Here is a 16,810-nt window from a genome sequence, read left to right on the forward strand (position 1 = left end):
TGGGGCTGCTGCGCAGCCCAACGCGGGGCAAGCCCGCTCACCACAGTTACAGTGTTCCTCCTTAACTGACTGGCATTGCGGCAAGCCCCCTCCCACATTTTTAATCCGCGTCTAGAAGTCGACGGTGGCAGACAGCAGGTAGGTGCGAGGGGTCGACAGGGTCAGCCCCGGCTCGCTGTCATCCGACGCGCCGGCCGAACTCCAGTAGCGCTTGTCGGCGACGTTCTCCACGTTCGCCCGCAGGGTGATGTGCTTGTCATCGACCTTGAACGCGTAGCGGGCGCCGACGTCGATGCGGTTCCAGGCGTCGATTTCCTTGACGTTGGACTGGTCCAGGTATTGAGAACTGGAGTGGATGCCCCGGCTGGTCAGGGTCAGGCCTTGGAGGGTCGGTACGTCCCACTCGGCACCGAGGTTGACGTTGTACTTGGGGGTGGCCGGCGCGCGGTTGCCGTCCCAGGCGCCATTGGTGGTGTCCTTCAATTTGCTGTCGATGTACATCACACCGCCGAGCAGGCGCACGCCCTTGAGGGGTTCGCCGAACACGCTCAGCTCCGCACCGGTGTTCTGGCGCTTGCCATTGGGACCGAACAGCCGCGACGTGGCGTTGGTCTCGTAGGCCGGTTGCTTGATGCGGAACACCGCGGCGGTCACGGCAAAGGCGCCAGCGTCATACTTGGCGCCGACTTCCACCTGGCGGCTGATAAACGGCGGGAAGATCTGGTCTTCGTTTCTCGACGTGGACGGTGCGATCTTGCCCTGGCTCAACCCTTCCATGTAGTTGGCGTACAGCGACAGCTTGTCGGTGGCTTTGAACAGCAGGCCGCCCGAAGGCGAGATCTTTTCTTCGTCGTAGTTGGTCTTGCCTTTGATGCCGTTGCTCCAGTCATCCACGATCACGCGCTGCCAGCGCGCACCGAGGGTGAGCAACAGGCGGTCATCGAAGAAACCCAGGGTGTCGGACAAGGCCACGCCACTGAACTTGTTCTCGGTATAGACCTTCGCATCCTGGCGCGTGGCCACCGACGGCGTCGGGGTTTGCACGGGGTTGTAGAGATTGCTCGATGCGTTGGCATAACGCGCACCGCCGTTGGTGAAGTCCATATAGAAGTAGCTGGCGGCCAGGTTGACCTCATGGCTCACCGGCCCGGTGTGGAACCAGTTACGCACGCCGGCCGTGGCGGTACGGACGTTTTCATCGCGGGTGAAGTCCCGGGGCTGCACGGTGAAATCACCGGCCGCATTGGTCACCGAAACCGCATGGCGCAGGAACTCGTGGTTGCTTTTGCGCGCGCCGACACCGCCGTAGAGCATCACCGAATCGCTGAGGTCATATTCGGCATTCAGCGTACCGAAGGTGTCCTTGGTGCGGGCCTTGCTCCAGGACTGCGCATAGTTGCGGCGCACATCGTTGGCGCTGGGCACCGGCGCGGCAGCCGCGACTTGCACACGCTCCTGCGGCGCATCGGTGTCGCGCTCGGTGCGGCCGATATCGGTGGAAAGGCGCAGGCGCTCGCCACGAAAATCCAGGCCCAGCACGGCCATCTCACGGTCGACGCTCTGGTGGTCCCATTCGGTATCGCCGGACTGCTTCACGCCGTTGAAGCGCAGGCCGAACTTGTTGTCCTCGCCAAAGCGCCGGCCCACATCCACGGCGCCACCGGCCTGGCTGTCGGAGGCCCAGGTGCCGGTGAACGAGGTGATGTCCTTGTCGGTGGCGCGCTTGGGCACCACGTTGATCCCGCCGCCCACGCTGCCGCGCGGCGAGATGCCGTTGATCAACTGGGTGGGGCCTTTGAAGATGTCGACGCGGTCGGCCATCTCCATGTCGATGGTGTAGGTCGGCAGCACGCCGTACAGGCCGTTGTACGACACATCACTGTTGAACAGGCTGAAGCCGCGAATGGTGAACTGCTCATACCGCCCGCCGGCCGGGTTGGTGGCGCGTACCGACGGGTCGCTGGCGATCAGGTCGCCAAGGGTGCGCGCCTGCTGGTTTTTCACCGCGTCCTGGGTGTAGGTGGTCATGCTGAACGGGGTTTCCATGAAGTCCCGGGTGCCCAGCAGGCCTTGCGAGCCACGCCGCGCCACCTGGCCACCGGCGTAGGTGTCGCCGTCGTACAGGCCGGTGGTACCGAGAATCGACGTGGGCGCCAGCTCCAGGCTGCCGCCCTCCGGCACCGGCACCAGCATGTAGGCCTGCTCCTCCATGGGCTGCAATTGCAGGCCGGAGCCTTGCAGCAAGCGGGCAAAGCCCTCTTCCACGCCATATTCGCCGGATAAACCGCTGCTGCTGCGCCCGCTGACCAGCGCCGGGTCCACCGACAGGTTGACCCCCGACAGCCCGGCAAAACGGGTCAACGCCGCACTCAGGCTGCCGGCCGGCACCTGGTAGCTGCGGCGCGCGGCGCTGTCTTCGGCATAGCTGACGGGGACGAACAAGGGGCTGGCGCTGAGGCTCAGCATCAGGCTCAGTTTGAGCAACGGGCGCAAGCGCAAGGGGTGGACTGCGGGCATTGGAAGAAGCTCTCGATTTTGTTCACTTGCCTGGAATGACAGGCGAGGTGAAAAAAGGGGACAGGCTTCGACCAACTTTTTTCAAAATGGCAGGGCAATGGCGGCGCCATGCCCTGCTTTGGCTACCATACCGCGATATGGGAATCCGCACGCGGTTCGGTGCCGCCGCACAGCACGCCGCTGACCGGGTCGCGCAGGATGATCTGCCCACGGCCGTAGTCGGTGAGGTCGCTGGCGATCTGCACCTGGTGACCACGCCGGGCCAGGGCATTGGCCAGGTCGCGGGAGGCGCCCTGCTCGATGCCGACCTTCATGTCGCCCAGCCATTGCCAGCGCGGCGCATCCAGTGCGGCCTGGGGGTTGAGGCCGAAGTCCACCAGGTTCATCACCATCTGTACGTGACCCTGGGGCTGCATGTAGCCGCCCATCACGCCGAACGGGCCCAGGGCCTGGCCGTCCTTGGTGAGGAAACCGGGGATGATGGTGTGGAAGGTTTTCTTGCCTGCTGCCAGGCAGTTGGCGTGGCTCGGGTCGAGGCTGAATTCCTGCCCACGGTTCTGCAACGCAATGCCGCTGTCGGGCAGTACCACGCCGGAGCCGAAGCCGTGGTAGTTGCTCTGGATGAACGAGACCATATTGCCTTCGGCGTCCGCCGTGGCCAGGTACACTGTGCCGCTGGCGTGCGGGTCACCGGGCTTGGGCGCCTGGGCCTGTTCGCCGATCTGGCTGCGACGGCGCGCGCTGTAGTCGTCGCTGAGCAGGTCGGCCACTGCCACGCGCATGTGCAGCGGGTCGGTGATGTAATGCAGGCCGTCGCTGTAGGCGAGCTTCATGGCCTCGAGCTGGCGGTGCCAGGTCTGTTGGCTGTCGCGGTGATCGAAGGTGAAGCCTTCGAGGATGTTCAGCGCCATCAGCGCCACCAGGCCCTGGCCGCTCGGCGGGATTTCCCAGACGTCGACACCGCGATAATTGATGTGGATCGGGTCCACCCACTGTGCGCGGTAGTCCTTGAGATCACTGGCGCGCAGGTAACCCCCGGAGGCCCGTGAGTGGGCGTCCAGGCGTGCGGCCAGGGCACCGCGATACAGGCTTTCGCAACGGCTGGCGGCGAGTTCTTCCAGGGTGCGCGCCTGGGCCGGGTTGCGGAAAATCTCGCCCGCTTGGGGTGCGCGCCCATCGATGAGGAACGTGTCGAACCAGGCTTGCAGCACTTCATCGCGGTGCGGGCTGAATTCGTTCAAGGAGATCTGCCATTGGTGGGCAACCACCGGTGACAGCGGGAAACCCTCGCGGGCCAGGCGGATGGCCGGTTGCAGCAACTCGGCAAACGCCAGCTTGCCGAAGCGTTGCGACAGCTCCGCCCAGGCCGATGGGCAGCCGGGCACGGTCACCGGGGTCCAGCCGTACAGCGGCATCCGATCGTGCCCGGCAGCCTTGACCGCCTCGACACTCAAGGCGCCCGGCGCATGGCCATTGCCGTTCAGGCCATGCAACTGGCCCTTGCACCACACCAGGGCAAACGCATCGCCGCCCAGGCCGCAGCCGGTGGGCTCCACCACCGTGAGCGCGGCCGCCGTGGCGATGGCCGCGTCGATGGCGTTACCGCCCTTTTGCATGATCTCGATACCGGCCTGGGCACCCAGGGGCTGGGACGCGGCGACCATGCCACGGCGGGCAAATACGCTCTGGCGCTGCGATGGATAGGGATACTCGTGAGCAGAAAATTTCAACATGGCAAAGGCTCTTCAAAAAAAGTCATAACACACGGCTGAGAAACGCCCGGGTCCGGGGATGACTGGGGTGGCTGAAGATCTGTTCCGGCGGCCCTTGTTCGATGAGTTCGCCCTGGTCGAGAACCACCACGCGGTCTGCCACTTCCCGGGCAAAGCCCATTTCATGGGTGACCACCACCATGGTCATGCCCTCCTCGGCCAGCTCTTTCATCACCTGCAGCACTTCGCCGACGGTTTCCGGGTCGAGGGCGCTGGTGGGTTCGTCGAACAGCATGGCCTGGGGTTTCATCGCCAGGGCGCGGGCGATGGCGACCCGTTGCTGCTGGCCGCCGGAGAGCATCGACGGGTAATGGCTGGCCTTGTCCGCCAGGCCGACCCGCGCCAACAGGCCACGGGCCTGTTCCAGTGCTTCGGCACGTGGCGTGCCGAGGACCTGGATCGGCGCTTCAATGATGTTTTCCAGCGCCGTCATATGGGGGAACAGGTTGAAGCGCTGGAACACCATGCCAATGTCGCGGCGCTGGCGGGCGATGTTGCGCTCCGAATCACGCACCAGGCTGCCGTCGCTGCGCTCGCGATAGCCCATGGCGCGGCCGTTGACGCGGATGCGCCCGCCCTGGATGTCTTCCAGCAGGTTGATGCAGCGGATAAAGGTGGTCTTGCCCGAGCCCGAGGCGCCGATCAGCACCACCACTTCGCCGCGCCGTACTTGCAGCGAGATACCCTTGAGGATCTGCAACGCGCCGAACGACTTCTGAATATCCAGTGCCTCAATGATCAGCTCTTCACTTTGGTGCGCCATGGTTATCGTCCCCTCAGCAGTTTCAGGGTGCTGCGCCCGAACATGCGGCTGGCTGCCGGTGGTGGCGCGGAAGGCCGGTCGGACTGGCTGAAACGGGCTTCGAGCCAGCGCTGGAAAAAGCCCCAGAGGGTGGTCAGCGTCAGGAAGTACAAGGCAACCACCAGGTACAGCTCGAACACCCGGAAGGTGGCCGAGGTGATCATCTGGGTGCTGAGCAGCAGTTCCTGCACACCGATCACGCTGACCAGGGTGGTGTTCTTGAGCATCACGTTGAACTCATTGCCCAGCGGCGGCACGATCACCCGGAACGCCTGGGGCAGCACGATGCGCCGCATCAGCTTGGCGAAGCCCATGCCCAGGGAGCGCCCGGCTTCATATTGGCCCTTGTCCACCGCGCCGATGCCGGCACGGATGATCTCGGCCATATAGGCACCTTCGTTGAGGCCCAGGGCAATGATCGCCGCCTGGATATTGCCGGGGACGATCAAGCCGAACAGCTCGATATCCTCAAAGCGGAAAATCCCGCCCGCCGCCAGCGCCGTGTACAGAAACACGATCTGTACCAGCAAGGGCGTGCCGCGCATCAGCCACACGTAAAAACGCACCGGCAGATGCAACAGCGGGTTCTTCGACAAGCGCAACAACGCCGCCGCCAGCCCCAGCGCGCAGCCCAGCAGCATCGCCAGTACGCTGATCAGGCAGGTCAGCCACAGCCCCGTGAGGTAAACCCCACTGGGCTGCAGCAGGTACTGCCAGAACACATCCCAATTGAAATTCATTGTTGTAGAACCTCAGTCGAGTGTGTCGCTGCTGACATGCCATTTGTTCAGCAACTGCACATAGCTGCCATCGCTGCGCATATCGCTGATCACCTGCTGCACGGCGGCGGTCAGTTGCGGGTCGTCCTTGCGTATGCCCAGGCCGGTGAGGATGCGGCTGAACGCCGGCACGCCTTCCTGGAACAGGTCCGGGGCCATCGCCGCGTAGTAGCCGGCGGTTTCCACGGTGGTGCCGTAGGCGTCGACCTGGCTGATGCGCAGGGCCTGGAACGCGTCGGTGTCGGTGTTGTAGACCACCAGTTTCATCGGGGGCTTGCCGGCCTTGGCCAGGCTTTCATTGTGGGCATCGAGCAGGGTCTTGATGGTTGAGCCGTTGAGCACCGCGACCTTGTGCCCGGACAGGTCATCCAGCGCCTTGATGCCCTTGGGGTTGCCCTTGGGCACCACCACCGACTGGCTGGAATACATGTAGTTGACGATGTCGATCACCTGGCGCCGCTCGGGTTTGTCGAACAGCTGGTCGACGATCATGTCGCACTGCTGGGCGAGCAGCGCCGGCACCAGGCCAGAGAACGGAATCACCCGCCATTGCACTTGCTTGTCGCCCAGGCGCCTGGCGATTTCCAGGCCCAGGTCGACGGTGAGCCCGCGGGGTTTCTGGGCTTCGTCGAAGGACACCAGGGGCGGGGAATCCATCCCCGAGCAATAGACAAGTTTGTCGACTTTTTGCAGACGATCCGGCACTTGAGGCGCAGCAAAGGCCCCTTGTGCACAGAGACCGAAGGAGACAGCCACCAGCAAGGCGCGGCATTTATGCATGACCAGACACTCCAGTTCGTTGAATAACGGGGCAGGACTAAAGTCAAAACACAGCGGGTGTTTCTTATTGTTCGGTTTGCAGGAACTGGATCAGTGCCGGCACGGTGCCTTCGATGTGCTCGCGCACCACGGCTTCGGCGCGGGCCGCATCGCCGGCGCGGATCGCATCGAGGATCACCGCGTGTTCCTGGCGGGCGCTGAGGGGTTTTTCACCGTGCTGCAACCACAAGCGCATAGGCGCCTCGACCAGCGAGTACAGCGCCGAAATCTGCTTCATCAGGCGCGGGCGGCCGCTGAGGCTGCACAGGTATTCGTGGAACGCGCGATGGCGGCTGACCCAGGCGGCGCTCTCATCGCGGTAGTCGTCCATCGCGTCGAGCATGCGCTCCAAGGCCGCGAGTTGACGCTCACCGATCCGGCCGACGGCAACGCGTACCGCCAGGCCTTCAAGGGCGCTGCGCATCTCGAACACTTCGTGCAGTTCATCGATATCCAGACCGCTGACGACTGCGCCACGGTTGGGCCGCAGGGTCACCAGGCCCTGGGCGTCCAGGCGGCGAAAAGCTTCGCGCACCGGCATGCGGCTCATGCCGATCTCGCTGGCGATGTCTTCGGCGATCAGCCGGTCGCCCTTGCGGTAGCGGCCGCCGCAAATGGCATCGAGCAGAAAGTTGTAGGCCTCCTCCTCGGCGGTGAGGGGCTGGCGGTCAACGTAAGCGGGAGCGAATTGCATCGGCAGCACCTTTTGAATTTTTGTATCCAATTATCCACGGATACAAAAAAGCAGGATGCGTGCCAACGGCTTGGAACAGGAGCCAAGTGATTGATTCAGATCGGATAGAAGGGAAAAAGCTGGCGCTGGCGTTGAAAAGTCGCGTGGGAATTTGCTACCCAATAGCGCAGAAGATGCCCCATTGGTGAGCGGAAGTAACAAGCAGGACGTGGGCGAGATGCTTTTGCTTGAGGCGAATCCAGCCCACCGCTGGCGTTATGGCTCGGCCGAATAGATGACGGTTTGCGCGCTGTTTTCGCCGACCGCCTGGCGGGTGAAATAGGTGTCGCCTTCGTCGGTGAGGATCTCGTAGTCGGCCTTGCGGGCCGGGCTGGCGTGCTTGATGATTTTCAGCACGCGCTGGAATTTCACGCTTAGCGTGCCGTTGTGGCTGGGCCCGGTGAGCACATTGACGCTTTGAAACCAGCCGGCGTGCCGCTGGTTGCTCACCAACGCGTGGCTCATCGCCTCGAAACGTTCCAACCGAGTGAAGCCCCACAGGGTCTGTTCTTCGACGGTGGCGCCCGGCGTAGCGGCGCCGGTGAACACAAACAGATTGATCGCCGGGCTGTCTTCGCAAAAGAAGTCGTAAGGGACCAGGCCGTCGACCATTTTCCTGCCGGGCACGAAGCCCTTTTTATGCACCTGAAACATCGCCACCTCCACTCAATCAATGGCGACAAGTCTAATGAGGCGCGACGTACAGGGCGGTCAAGCCAATGTAATGTCGTGTAAAGATCGCGCGCTGTGCAGGGTGATCTCCACTGTCAGCCCGCCGCCCGGCTCGTTGCGCGCGAGGATGTGGCCGCCGTGCATCTGGACGGCCCTCGCAGCAATGGCCAGCCCCAGGCCAAACCCCACGCTGGCATCGCCCACACCACGTTCGAACGGCTGGAAAATGCTGTGCAGCCGGTCATTGTCGACGCCCGGTCCTTGGTCGGTGATCTGTACCGTGAGGCGGTTCGCATCGTGGTTGACCTGCGCCGACACGCACACGGTGGTGTCCGGCCGGGTGTAGCGCACGGCATTGCGAATCACGTTCTCGAAGCAGCGGTACAACAACTCACCGCTGACGCAGGCGATAAACGGCGGGCACGCCTGCAGGTGCACGCGACAGCCTTTGATGCCGGCTTCGAACTGCGCATCTTCAACGATCATCGCCAGCAATTCGACAATATCCACGGGCTCGCGCTCGATACTTTCCGGGCGGCCTTGCAGGCGCGCCAGGGTCAGCAACGCCTCGATCAGGGTGTCCATGCGCTCGGATTCGCGCTCGATGCGTTCGAGCATTTCCAGGCGGGCGGCGTCCTGGCGCAACAGGCCGATGGCCGCCTGCATGCGCGTCAACGGGGAGCGCAGTTCATGGGAGATGTCGTGCAGCAGTTGCTGCTGGGCCTCCACCAGCCCCTTCAACTGGTTGGCCATGCGGTCGCAGTCTTCCGCCAGGTCGACGATCTCGTCGCGACGCTTGCCCATGGCCGGCTTGACCCGGGTTTCGAAGCGTCCGTGGGCCGCGTCGCTCATGGCGCGCTTCAGGTAAGCCAGGGGCCAGGCCAGGTAATAGGCCATGTAGCCGCTGAACAGCGCACTCATCAATGTGCCGATGATCAACGGAATCTGGTGCCAGGGCCGGCCGGGCGGGTTACCGGGCGCGTGGGTCGACCTGATCGACAGCGCCAGGCCTTCCTTGCTGACGACCGCTCGCTCATAGGCCGGCTGCGTCACCGGCCCACCTATCAGCAATTGCCCGGCACTGTTGTAGACGCCGATGGCCTCATCCGCCGGGCGCTCCCACACCGCCAGGAGCTGGCCGCCCGCCTCGACACCGAACGTTTGCAGCAGCTTGTCTTCGGCCGCCAGCATGGCTTCCACATGCGGGTCATTCGGCTGGAAACGGCCCAGTTCAAGCACGCCGACGCCCACCAGGAAAGTCAAGGTGGTGGCCAGCCAGAAGGCCAGGAACAGTTTCCAGAACAGCAGGCTGGGCCGGGTCATTCGGCAATCAACAAATAGCCGAGGCCACGTACGCTCTGAATCCAGGCCTTGGTGTCCGGGCGCGGCCCGAGTTTTTGCCGGATGCTGCTGATATGCACGTCGATGCGCCGGTCGTAGCGGGTCAGCGGGCAACCGAGGGCATTGAGTGACAGATCCTTTTTACTCACTACCTGACCGGCACTGCGGGCCAGCTCTTCCAGCAGGCTGAACTCGGTGCTGGTCACGCCCAGCTCGAGGCCGTTCCACAGGGCCTGGCGCTTGCCGGGCCACAACACCAGCGCGCCGGTCGTGATCACTTCGGTGGTCGGCTGGCCCACCGGCTGCACCCTGCGCATGATGGCGCGCAGGCGCGCGACCAGTTCGCCGGGGGAGCTGGGCTTGGGCACGTAATCATCGGCGCCGAGTTCCAGGCCGGTGATGCGGTCGATGTTGTCTCCACGGGCGGTGAGCAGCACTACGGGTACCTGGCTGACGACGCGGATGCGCCGGAGCACCTCGATGCCCGAGCGCTGGGGCAGCATGACGTCCAGCACCACAATGCTGTAGCGCCCCGACAGCGCCTCCACCTCGCCCTCCTCCCCCGTGTGCACGGCCGTGGTCTCAAAGCCTTCGCGCGCGAGGTATTGGCTCAGCATGTCAGTCAGTTCCTGGTCGTCGTCGACCAACAATACGCGGATCATCTCGGGCTCGTCGGTGGGGGGTTGCGCATTATCGGCCCGGCATCGGCATCCCAGGCCAAACTTTACCTAACTTGACATTCGGTTAACCGCACCAAACGCCCCTCGCTCGTATGCTGGATGTTCACCAGTCCGGCCGCGCGGCGAGTTGTCCATGCGTGCCGGCGCTGCTTGTCGATGTGTTCTGGAAAAGATCTTGATGAATTTTTCGCGCCTGCTCTGCTCGGTTGCGCTGCTGCTCAATGCCTCACTGGCACTCGCCCAAGGCTTCAAAATCTCGGATATTCGAATCAACGGCCTGCAACGGGTCTCTGCAGGCAGCGTGTTCGGGGCATTACCCCTGAACGTCGGCGACGAAGCGGATGACCGGCGCCTGGTGGACTCGACCCGCGCGCTGTTCAAGACCGGTTACTTCCAGGACATCCAACTGAGCCGCGAAGGCGATGTGTTGATCATCAATGTAGTCGAGCGTCCTTCGGTTGCCAGTATCGAGTTCGAGGGCAACAAGGCGATTGCCACCGATGACCTGATGAAAGGCATGAAGCAATCGGGCCTTGCCGAGGGCGAGATTTTCCAACGCGCCACCCTGGAAGGGATACGCAACGAGTTGCAGCGCCAGTACGTTGCCCAGGGCCGTTACTCGGCGTCGGTCGACGCGCAGGTGGTGGCTCAGCCGCGTAACCGCGTAGGCTTGAAAATCAAGATCGACGAAGGTGAAGTGGCGTCGATCCAGCACATCAACGTGGTAGGCAACACGGTGTTCCCCGACGACGCACTGATCGACCAGTTCACCCTCAAGACCAGCAACTGGCTGTCGTTTTTCAAGAACGACGACAAATACGCACGGGAGAAGCTGTCGGGCGACCTTGAACGCTTGCGCTCCTATTACCTGGACCGTGGCTATATCAATATGGATATCACCTCGACCCAGGTCTCGATGACCCCGGACAAAAAGCACGTCTACATCACCGTGAACATCCAGGAAGGCCAGAAATACACGGTGCGCGAGGTGAAGCTCAGTGGTGAGCTGAAAGTCCCGCAGGACCAGGTCCAGTCCTTGCTGCTGGTGCAGAAGGGCCAGGTGTTCTCACGCAAACTGATGACCACCACCTCGGAGCTGATTACCCGTCGCCTGGGCAACGAAGGCTACACGTTCGCCAACGTCAACGGCGTGCCGCAGGCCCACGATGAAGACCACACGGTTGACGTCACGTTCTCCGTCGACCCCGGTAAGCGGGCCTACGTCAACCGTATCAACTTCCGTGGCAATACCAAGACCGACGACAAGGTGCTGCGGCGGGAAATGCGCCAGATGGAAGGTGGCTGGGCGTCAACCTACCTGATCGATCAGTCCAAGGTGCGCCTGGAGCGCCTGGGGTTCTTCAAGGAGGTGAACGTCGAGACGCCTGCGGTGGCCGGCCTCGATGACCAGTTGGATGTGAACTACGCCGTGGAAGAACAGGCGTCCGGTTCGATTACCGCCAGTGTCGGCTTTGCCCAGAGTTCGGGGCTGATCCTCGGCGGCTCGATCACCCAGAACAATTTCCTCGGCACCGGCAACTACGCCAGCCTGGGGCTGACCCGCTCGTCCTACCAGAGCAAGTACAACATCGGTTTCACCGATCCCTACTTCACCACCGACGGGGTGAGCCTGGGTTACAACGCGTTCTACAGCAAGACCGACTACAACAAGTACTACGATGACGGGGTTTCCTATTACGCCATCAATAGTTTTGGCCTGGGCACCACCCTCGGTTACCCGATCAATGAAACCTCGCGCTTGAACTTTGGCCTGACCGTACAACACGACAGCATCGAACCGGGCACCTACAGCGCCGACGAGATCTACGACTTTATCGAGCGCGAAGGCAAGGAATTCACCAACTTCAAGGCCAACCTTGGCTGGTCGGAGTCGACCTTGAACAAAGGCGTGCTGGCGACTCGCGGGCATTCGCAAAACCTCAACCTGATGGTGACGGTGCCCGGCAGCGACCTGAGTTTCTACAAAATCGACTACACGGGGCAGACGTTCCTGCCTGTCAGCAACACCACATCACTGCGCTTTCACACCAAGCTCGGCTACGGCAGCGGCTACGGCTCCACGGACGGGCTGCCCTTCTATGAAACCTACACCGCCGGCGGCGAAGGCACGGTGCGCGGCTTTGAAAGCGGCACCCTCGGCCCGCGCAACACCCCGGCAACCGGTGCCTACGCCAGTGCCGGGCAGGCGTACTACTCGGACCGGGACACCGAGTCGCTGGGCGGCAATATCCTGATAACCGGCGGCGCGGAGTACCTGTTCCCGGTGCCGTTCATCAAAGACAACAAATCCGTGCGAACCTCGTTGTTCTGGGACGTAGGGACGGTGTATTCGGACAAGTGCTACCTCAGCACGACCCAGGGCTGCGGCAGCGTGGACCTAAGCCAGATGGCCAGTTCGGTGGGAGTTGGGGTGACATGGTACAGCCCGCTGGGGCCGCTGAGTGTGAACTTGGCCTACCCGATTCGCACGCCGGAGAACGCGGACAAGCAGGTGTTTCAGTTCTCCATGGGGCAGACGTTTTGATTGCGCGCCTAGGTATCCTTTTTTGTAAAGAAACGCCGTACCAGAGCACCTATGCGGTGATGTAGACAATTGGCACTCAGCGCACGTTGAGCCTGATGAAAACACTGCCCCGAGCCCCTCTAGAGCATGCATCAGCGTCAGGCCCTATCGTGCGAGCCGTTCCGAAACCTGAACGGTCAATCGCTGCGATCAGCTTGGTGCATCAGTCGCACGCCCGGGCAGCATGCCCGCGAGCACCCTGTCTTTGTCAATAAAGTGATGTTTCAGGGCCACGATCACGTGTCCACCTACAAGTACTCCGCATAGCCAGGCGGTGTAGGTGTGAATCGACTTCGCCAGGTCGTACAGGCTTTGATCAGGCTCCACGAGTGTCGGCAGCAAGAACAAACCGGCGACCAGGATGGGTTTATCTGCGACCGAACTCCAATACCAGCCGGACATCGGCAGCCCCACCAGCGCGATGCAGTACAGCAACAGATGGCCAGCGAAAGCGCCCCGCTTCATCAGTGGGCTCATTGTCGCGGGCATGGCGGGGGAAGGATGGGTAAGACGCCAGACAACGCGCAGGACGATAAGGAATAGAAGCACGCTGGCCATCGCCTTATGGAGAAAGGTGAGCTGGTGCTGAGGGTTGAATTCGTCACGCCAATGAACCGCCACGATCCCGACAAGCCAGGCGACCATCCAGATCAACGCCATTCCCCAGTGCAACCACTTTGCGGTAGCTGTGTAGCTTTCTACGTTCGACATCAGCACATACCTCCCGTTAAGAAGCCACGATTATGGTCAACAGTCATTTTGGAAAAACCGCAAAAATCCGATGATTACCATCGAGTTTTTTGGTTTTCGGGGGCGAAGATGAAAGGGGGAATATGAGCGTGAGAAAAAGCGGTGGTATTTTTCAGGCATGAAAAAGCCCAACCTTTCCAGATTGGGCTAAGTCATTGAATTATATGGTCGGGACGGAGTGATTCGAACACTCGACCCCTAGCACCCCATGCTAGTGCGCTACCGGACTGCGCTACGCCCCGACTAGGCGTGTTACTGGGTTCGCTCCGCAACGAAGCGATCAGGAATATACCGCAAGCTTTTGAAATGTGGAAGTATTTTAAAAGCCTGAATCATTTCTTCAAAACCACCAGCACATCTTCCAGTTCGGAGATCATCTGGCGGATCAGTTGCTTGTACTGGGTGGTGTCGTCTTTGGCTTCATCACCGGACATACGCTGGCGCGCGCCGCTGATGGTGAAACCCTGGTCATACAGCAATGCACGGATCTGTCGGATCATCAGCACATCCTGGCGCTGATAATACCGACGGTTCCCAGTGCGTTTCACGGGGTTGAGTTGAGGAAACTCCTGCTCCCAATAGCGCAGCACGTGCGGTTTTACCGCACAGAGCTCGCTGACTTCACCAATGGTGAAGTAGCGTTTGCCTGGGATGACGGGTAGCTCGTCGTTATGACTTGGTTCCAGCATAAGCCTCAACTCGGGCCTTCAACTTCTGCCCTGGACGAAAGGTGACCACACGGCGAGCCGTGATCGGGATTTCTTCTCCCGTTTTTGGATTGCGGCCAGGCCGCTGGCGTTTGTCCCGCAGGTCAAAATTGCCGAAACCGGACAATTTGACCTGTTCGTTGTCTTCCAGAGCGTGTCTGATCTCTTCAAAAAACAGCTCGACCAATTCCTTGGCCTCGCGCTTGTTCAGACCCAACTCTTCGTACAGACGTTCCGCCATCTCAGCTTTCGTCAAAGCCCCCATACGTCACTTCCTTAACGTGGCGTTCAACCTTTGTTCGAGCGAGGTGAGGATATTTTGTGTCGTGGCATTCACCTCATCGTCATTAAGAGTGCGCGATGGATGCTGCCAGGTCAAGCCAACTGCAAGGCTTTTTCTATGCGGATCAATGCCTTTACCCTGATAGACGTCAAATAGCCTGAGGTCTGTCAGCCATTCCCCTGCATTTTCACGGATTACATCCAGAACAGCAGTAGCGGCGACTTCACGATCGGCGATCAGGGCCAGGTCACGACGCACTTCAGGGAAGCGCGACAACTCGCTGAATTTAGGCATCTTGCCCGAGGCCACTTCAGCCAGGACCAGTTCGAAGACGAAGACCGGGCGGTCGAGCCCAAGGGTTTTCGACAGTTCCGGGTGGATGGCGCCGACGAAGCCCACCAGGCGACCTTCGCGCTCGATACGCGCAGTCTGACCTGGGTGCAGCGCCGGGTGGCTGCCTGGCACAAATGTGAAGTCGTCCAGTGCACCGGCAAAACCCAGTACCGCTTCCACGTCCGCTTTAACGTCGAAGAAGTCCACGGCATCCCGGCCTTGCGCCCAGCCTTCCGGCAAGCGGCTGCCGCAAACAACACCGGCCAGCATCGGCTCTTGCTTCAGGCCGTCGAGTTGACCGACAAACCGCAGGCCGCTTTCGAACATGCGCACGCGGTCTTGCTGACGGTTCAGGTTATGGGAAAGGGCTTTCACCAGGCCTGGCCACAGGGATGAACGCATGGCGGCCATGTCGTTGGAGATCGGGTTGGCCAGCAGCAGCGGCTCGACGCCCGGATTGAACAGCTCGAACTGCTTGGGATCGATGAAGCTGTAGGTCACCGCTTCCTGATAGCCACGAGCAACCAGCAGGCGACGCAGCTCAGGCAAGTGCGCACGTGCTTCTGCCTTGGGTTGCGGTGCCAGGCGCGCTTGCGGGTAACGAACCGGCAGGCGGTTGTAACCGTACAGGCGAGCCAACTCTTCGATCAGATCGACTTCCAGGCTGATATCGAAGCGATGGCTTGGCACTTCAACACGCCACTGCCCTTCCCCACCCGCAGAAATGCTCAGCCCGAGGGCCGACAACAATTGCTCGATTTCAGCCGGTGCGATGACCAGGCCAAGCATTTGCTCGACACTTTTGGCGCGCAGGGTAATTGGCGCAACGGACGGCAGGTACTGTTCGTTGACGGTTTCAGTGATCGGGCCAGCTTCGCCACCGGTGATTTCCAGCAGCAGGCCAGTTGCGCGCTCCATGGCTTCACGGGCGAGCTTCCAGTCCACACCACGCTCATAGCGATGCGACGCATCGGTGTGCAGGCCGTAGGAGCGGGCCTTGCCAGCGATAGCAATCTGGTCGAAGAACGCACTTTCAAGGAAGACATCGCGCGTGGTCGCGGACACACCGCTGTGCTCGCCCCCCATCACACCGGCAATCGCCAGGGCGCGGGAATGGTCAGCGATCACCAGGGTGTCGGCGCGCAGGCTGACTTCCTGGCCGTCGAGCAGAACCAGCTTCTCGCCTTCTTCGGCCATGCGCACGCGGATGCCGCCATTGATTTCAGCGAGATCGAAAGCGTGCAGCGGTTGGCCCAGTTCAAGCATCACGTAGTTGGTGATGTCGACGGCCGCGTCGATGCTGCGCACGTCGGCGCGACGCAGGCGCTCAACCATCCACAGCGGGGTTGGCCTGGACAGGTCGACGTTGCGGATCACACGCCCCAGGTAACGCGGGCAAGCGCTTGGCGCCAGTACTTCGATCGGACGTACTTCATCATGCACAGCAGCCATTGCGGCCACCACTGGACGCGTCACGGGAGCGTTGTACAGCGCGCCCACTTCACGTGCCAGGCCAGCCAGGGACAGGCAGTCGCCACGGTTCGGAGTCAGATCAACCTCGATGCTGGCGTCTTCCAGCTCCAGGTAGACGCGAATGTCCTGGCCCACTGGCGCATCGCCCGGCAGTTCCATCAGCCCATCGTTGCCCTCGCCTACTTGCAGCTCCGCCTGGGAGCACAGCATGCCGTTGGACTCGACGCCACGCAGCTTGGCTTTCTTGATCTTGAAGTCGCCCGGCAGTTCGGCGCCGATCATGGCGAACGGGATCTTCAGACCCGGGCGCACGTTGGGCGCTCCGCACACGACCTGGAACGTTTGTGCGCCATTGCTGACCTGGCACACACGCAATTTGTCAGCATCGGGGTGTTGCTCGGTGCTCAGCACTTCGCCCACCACCACGCCACTGAAAACACCGGCGGCCGGCGTAACGCTATCGACCTCAAGACCGGCCATCGACAGACGCGCAACCAGCGCATCGCGATCTACCTGCGGGCTTACCCAGCCGCGCAGCCATTGTTCACTGAATTTCATCCTGCTC

General features: G+C 61.7%; 14 protein-coding genes and 1 tRNA gene. 1 reads left to right on the plus strand and 14 read right to left on the minus strand.

The window, feature by feature from the left end; translation table 11 throughout:
* Nucleotides 1-111: 111 nt before the first annotated feature.
* The 9 genes from AC07OP_RS30290 to AC07OP_RS30330 all read right to left on the minus strand — a co-directional run bounded on the left by AC07OP_RS30290 (nucleotide 112) and on the right by AC07OP_RS30330 (nucleotide 10,097).
* Nucleotides 112-2,517, minus strand: coding sequence for a TonB-dependent siderophore receptor (locus AC07OP_RS30290; protein WP_495103191.1), 2,406 nt, complete (start codon nucleotides 2,515-2,517; stop codon nucleotides 112-114).
* A gap of 122 nt (nucleotides 2,518-2,639) precedes the next feature.
* On the minus strand, nucleotides 2,640-4,250 hold the full coding sequence (locus AC07OP_RS30295) for a gamma-glutamyltransferase family protein (RefSeq protein WP_495103190.1): 1,611 nt from the start codon (nucleotides 4,248-4,250) through the stop codon (nucleotides 2,640-2,642).
* A 22-nt stretch (nucleotides 4,251-4,272) separates the two neighbouring features.
* Nucleotides 4,273-5,052 carry an amino acid ABC transporter ATP-binding protein gene (locus AC07OP_RS30300; RefSeq protein ID WP_027607403.1) on the minus strand — a complete coding sequence of 260 codons (780 nt, stop codon included), beginning with the start codon at nucleotides 5,050-5,052 and terminating at the stop codon, nucleotides 4,273-4,275.
* A gap of 2 nt (nucleotides 5,053-5,054) precedes the next feature.
* Nucleotides 5,055-5,831 (minus strand): amino acid ABC transporter permease, encoded by a 777-nt coding sequence (locus AC07OP_RS30305; RefSeq protein ID WP_027607402.1) that lies wholly within the window; start codon nucleotides 5,829-5,831, stop codon nucleotides 5,055-5,057.
* A gap of 12 nt (nucleotides 5,832-5,843) precedes the next feature.
* Nucleotides 5,844-6,650: an ABC transporter substrate-binding protein gene (locus AC07OP_RS30310; protein ID WP_495103189.1), complete on the minus strand. Its 807-nt coding sequence runs from the start codon at nucleotides 6,648-6,650 to the stop codon at nucleotides 5,844-5,846.
* Nucleotides 6,651-6,714: 64 nt separating this feature from the next.
* Nucleotides 6,715-7,383 (minus strand): GntR family transcriptional regulator, encoded by a 669-nt coding sequence (locus AC07OP_RS30315; protein WP_065940326.1) that lies wholly within the window; start codon nucleotides 7,381-7,383, stop codon nucleotides 6,715-6,717.
* 255 nt (nucleotides 7,384-7,638) lie between these two features.
* Nucleotides 7,639-8,076: a hypothetical protein gene (locus AC07OP_RS30320; RefSeq protein WP_027607399.1), complete on the minus strand. Its 438-nt coding sequence runs from the start codon at nucleotides 8,074-8,076 to the stop codon at nucleotides 7,639-7,641.
* Nucleotides 8,077-8,133: 57 nt separating this feature from the next.
* Nucleotides 8,134-9,417, minus strand: a complete 1,284-nt coding sequence (locus AC07OP_RS30325; protein ID WP_098479038.1) for a HAMP domain-containing sensor histidine kinase — start codon at nucleotides 9,415-9,417, stop codon at nucleotides 8,134-8,136.
* Complete coding sequence (locus tag AC07OP_RS30330; protein WP_495103188.1) at nucleotides 9,414-10,097, minus strand: response regulator; 684 nt, start codon at nucleotides 10,095-10,097, stop codon at nucleotides 9,414-9,416. The genes AC07OP_RS30325 and AC07OP_RS30330 overlap by 4 nt, the downstream gene beginning before the upstream one ends.
* 196 nt (nucleotides 10,098-10,293) lie before the next feature.
* Between AC07OP_RS30330 and bamA the strand changes: the two genes are divergently transcribed.
* A complete protein-coding gene (gene bamA, locus AC07OP_RS30335) occupies nucleotides 10,294-12,660 on the plus strand; it encodes an outer membrane protein assembly factor BamA (protein WP_027607396.1) in 2,367 nt (788 codons plus the stop codon).
* 189 nt (nucleotides 12,661-12,849) lie between these two features.
* Here the strand turns inward: bamA and AC07OP_RS30340 are convergent, their stop codons facing one another.
* From AC07OP_RS30340 to pheT, 5 genes are all read right to left on the minus strand, one after another.
* Entirely contained in the window at nucleotides 12,850-13,410 is a 561-nt protein-coding gene (locus tag AC07OP_RS30340) for a cytochrome b (protein WP_495103187.1), read from the minus strand.
* A gap of 204 nt (nucleotides 13,411-13,614) precedes the next feature.
* A tRNA-Pro gene (locus AC07OP_RS30345) sits at nucleotides 13,615-13,691 on the minus strand.
* Between the two features lie 90 nt (nucleotides 13,692-13,781).
* Nucleotides 13,782-14,138 carry a MerR family transcriptional regulator gene (locus AC07OP_RS30350; RefSeq protein ID WP_003174972.1) on the minus strand — a complete coding sequence of 119 codons (357 nt, stop codon included), beginning with the start codon at nucleotides 14,136-14,138 and terminating at the stop codon, nucleotides 13,782-13,784.
* A complete protein-coding gene (ihfA, locus tag AC07OP_RS30355) occupies nucleotides 14,119-14,421 on the minus strand; it encodes an integration host factor subunit alpha (RefSeq protein WP_002553164.1) in 303 nt (100 codons plus the stop codon). Before ihfA ends, AC07OP_RS30350 begins: the two co-directional genes overlap by 20 nt.
* Before the next feature lie 3 nt (nucleotides 14,422-14,424).
* On the minus strand, nucleotides 14,425-16,803 hold the full coding sequence (gene pheT / locus AC07OP_RS30360; protein ID WP_495103186.1) for a phenylalanine--tRNA ligase subunit beta: 2,379 nt from the start codon (nucleotides 16,801-16,803) through the stop codon (nucleotides 14,425-14,427).
* Nucleotides 16,804-16,810 lie beyond the last annotated feature (7 nt).

This window comes from Pseudomonas sp. GW821-FHT09D08 (genome assembly GCF_059416305.1).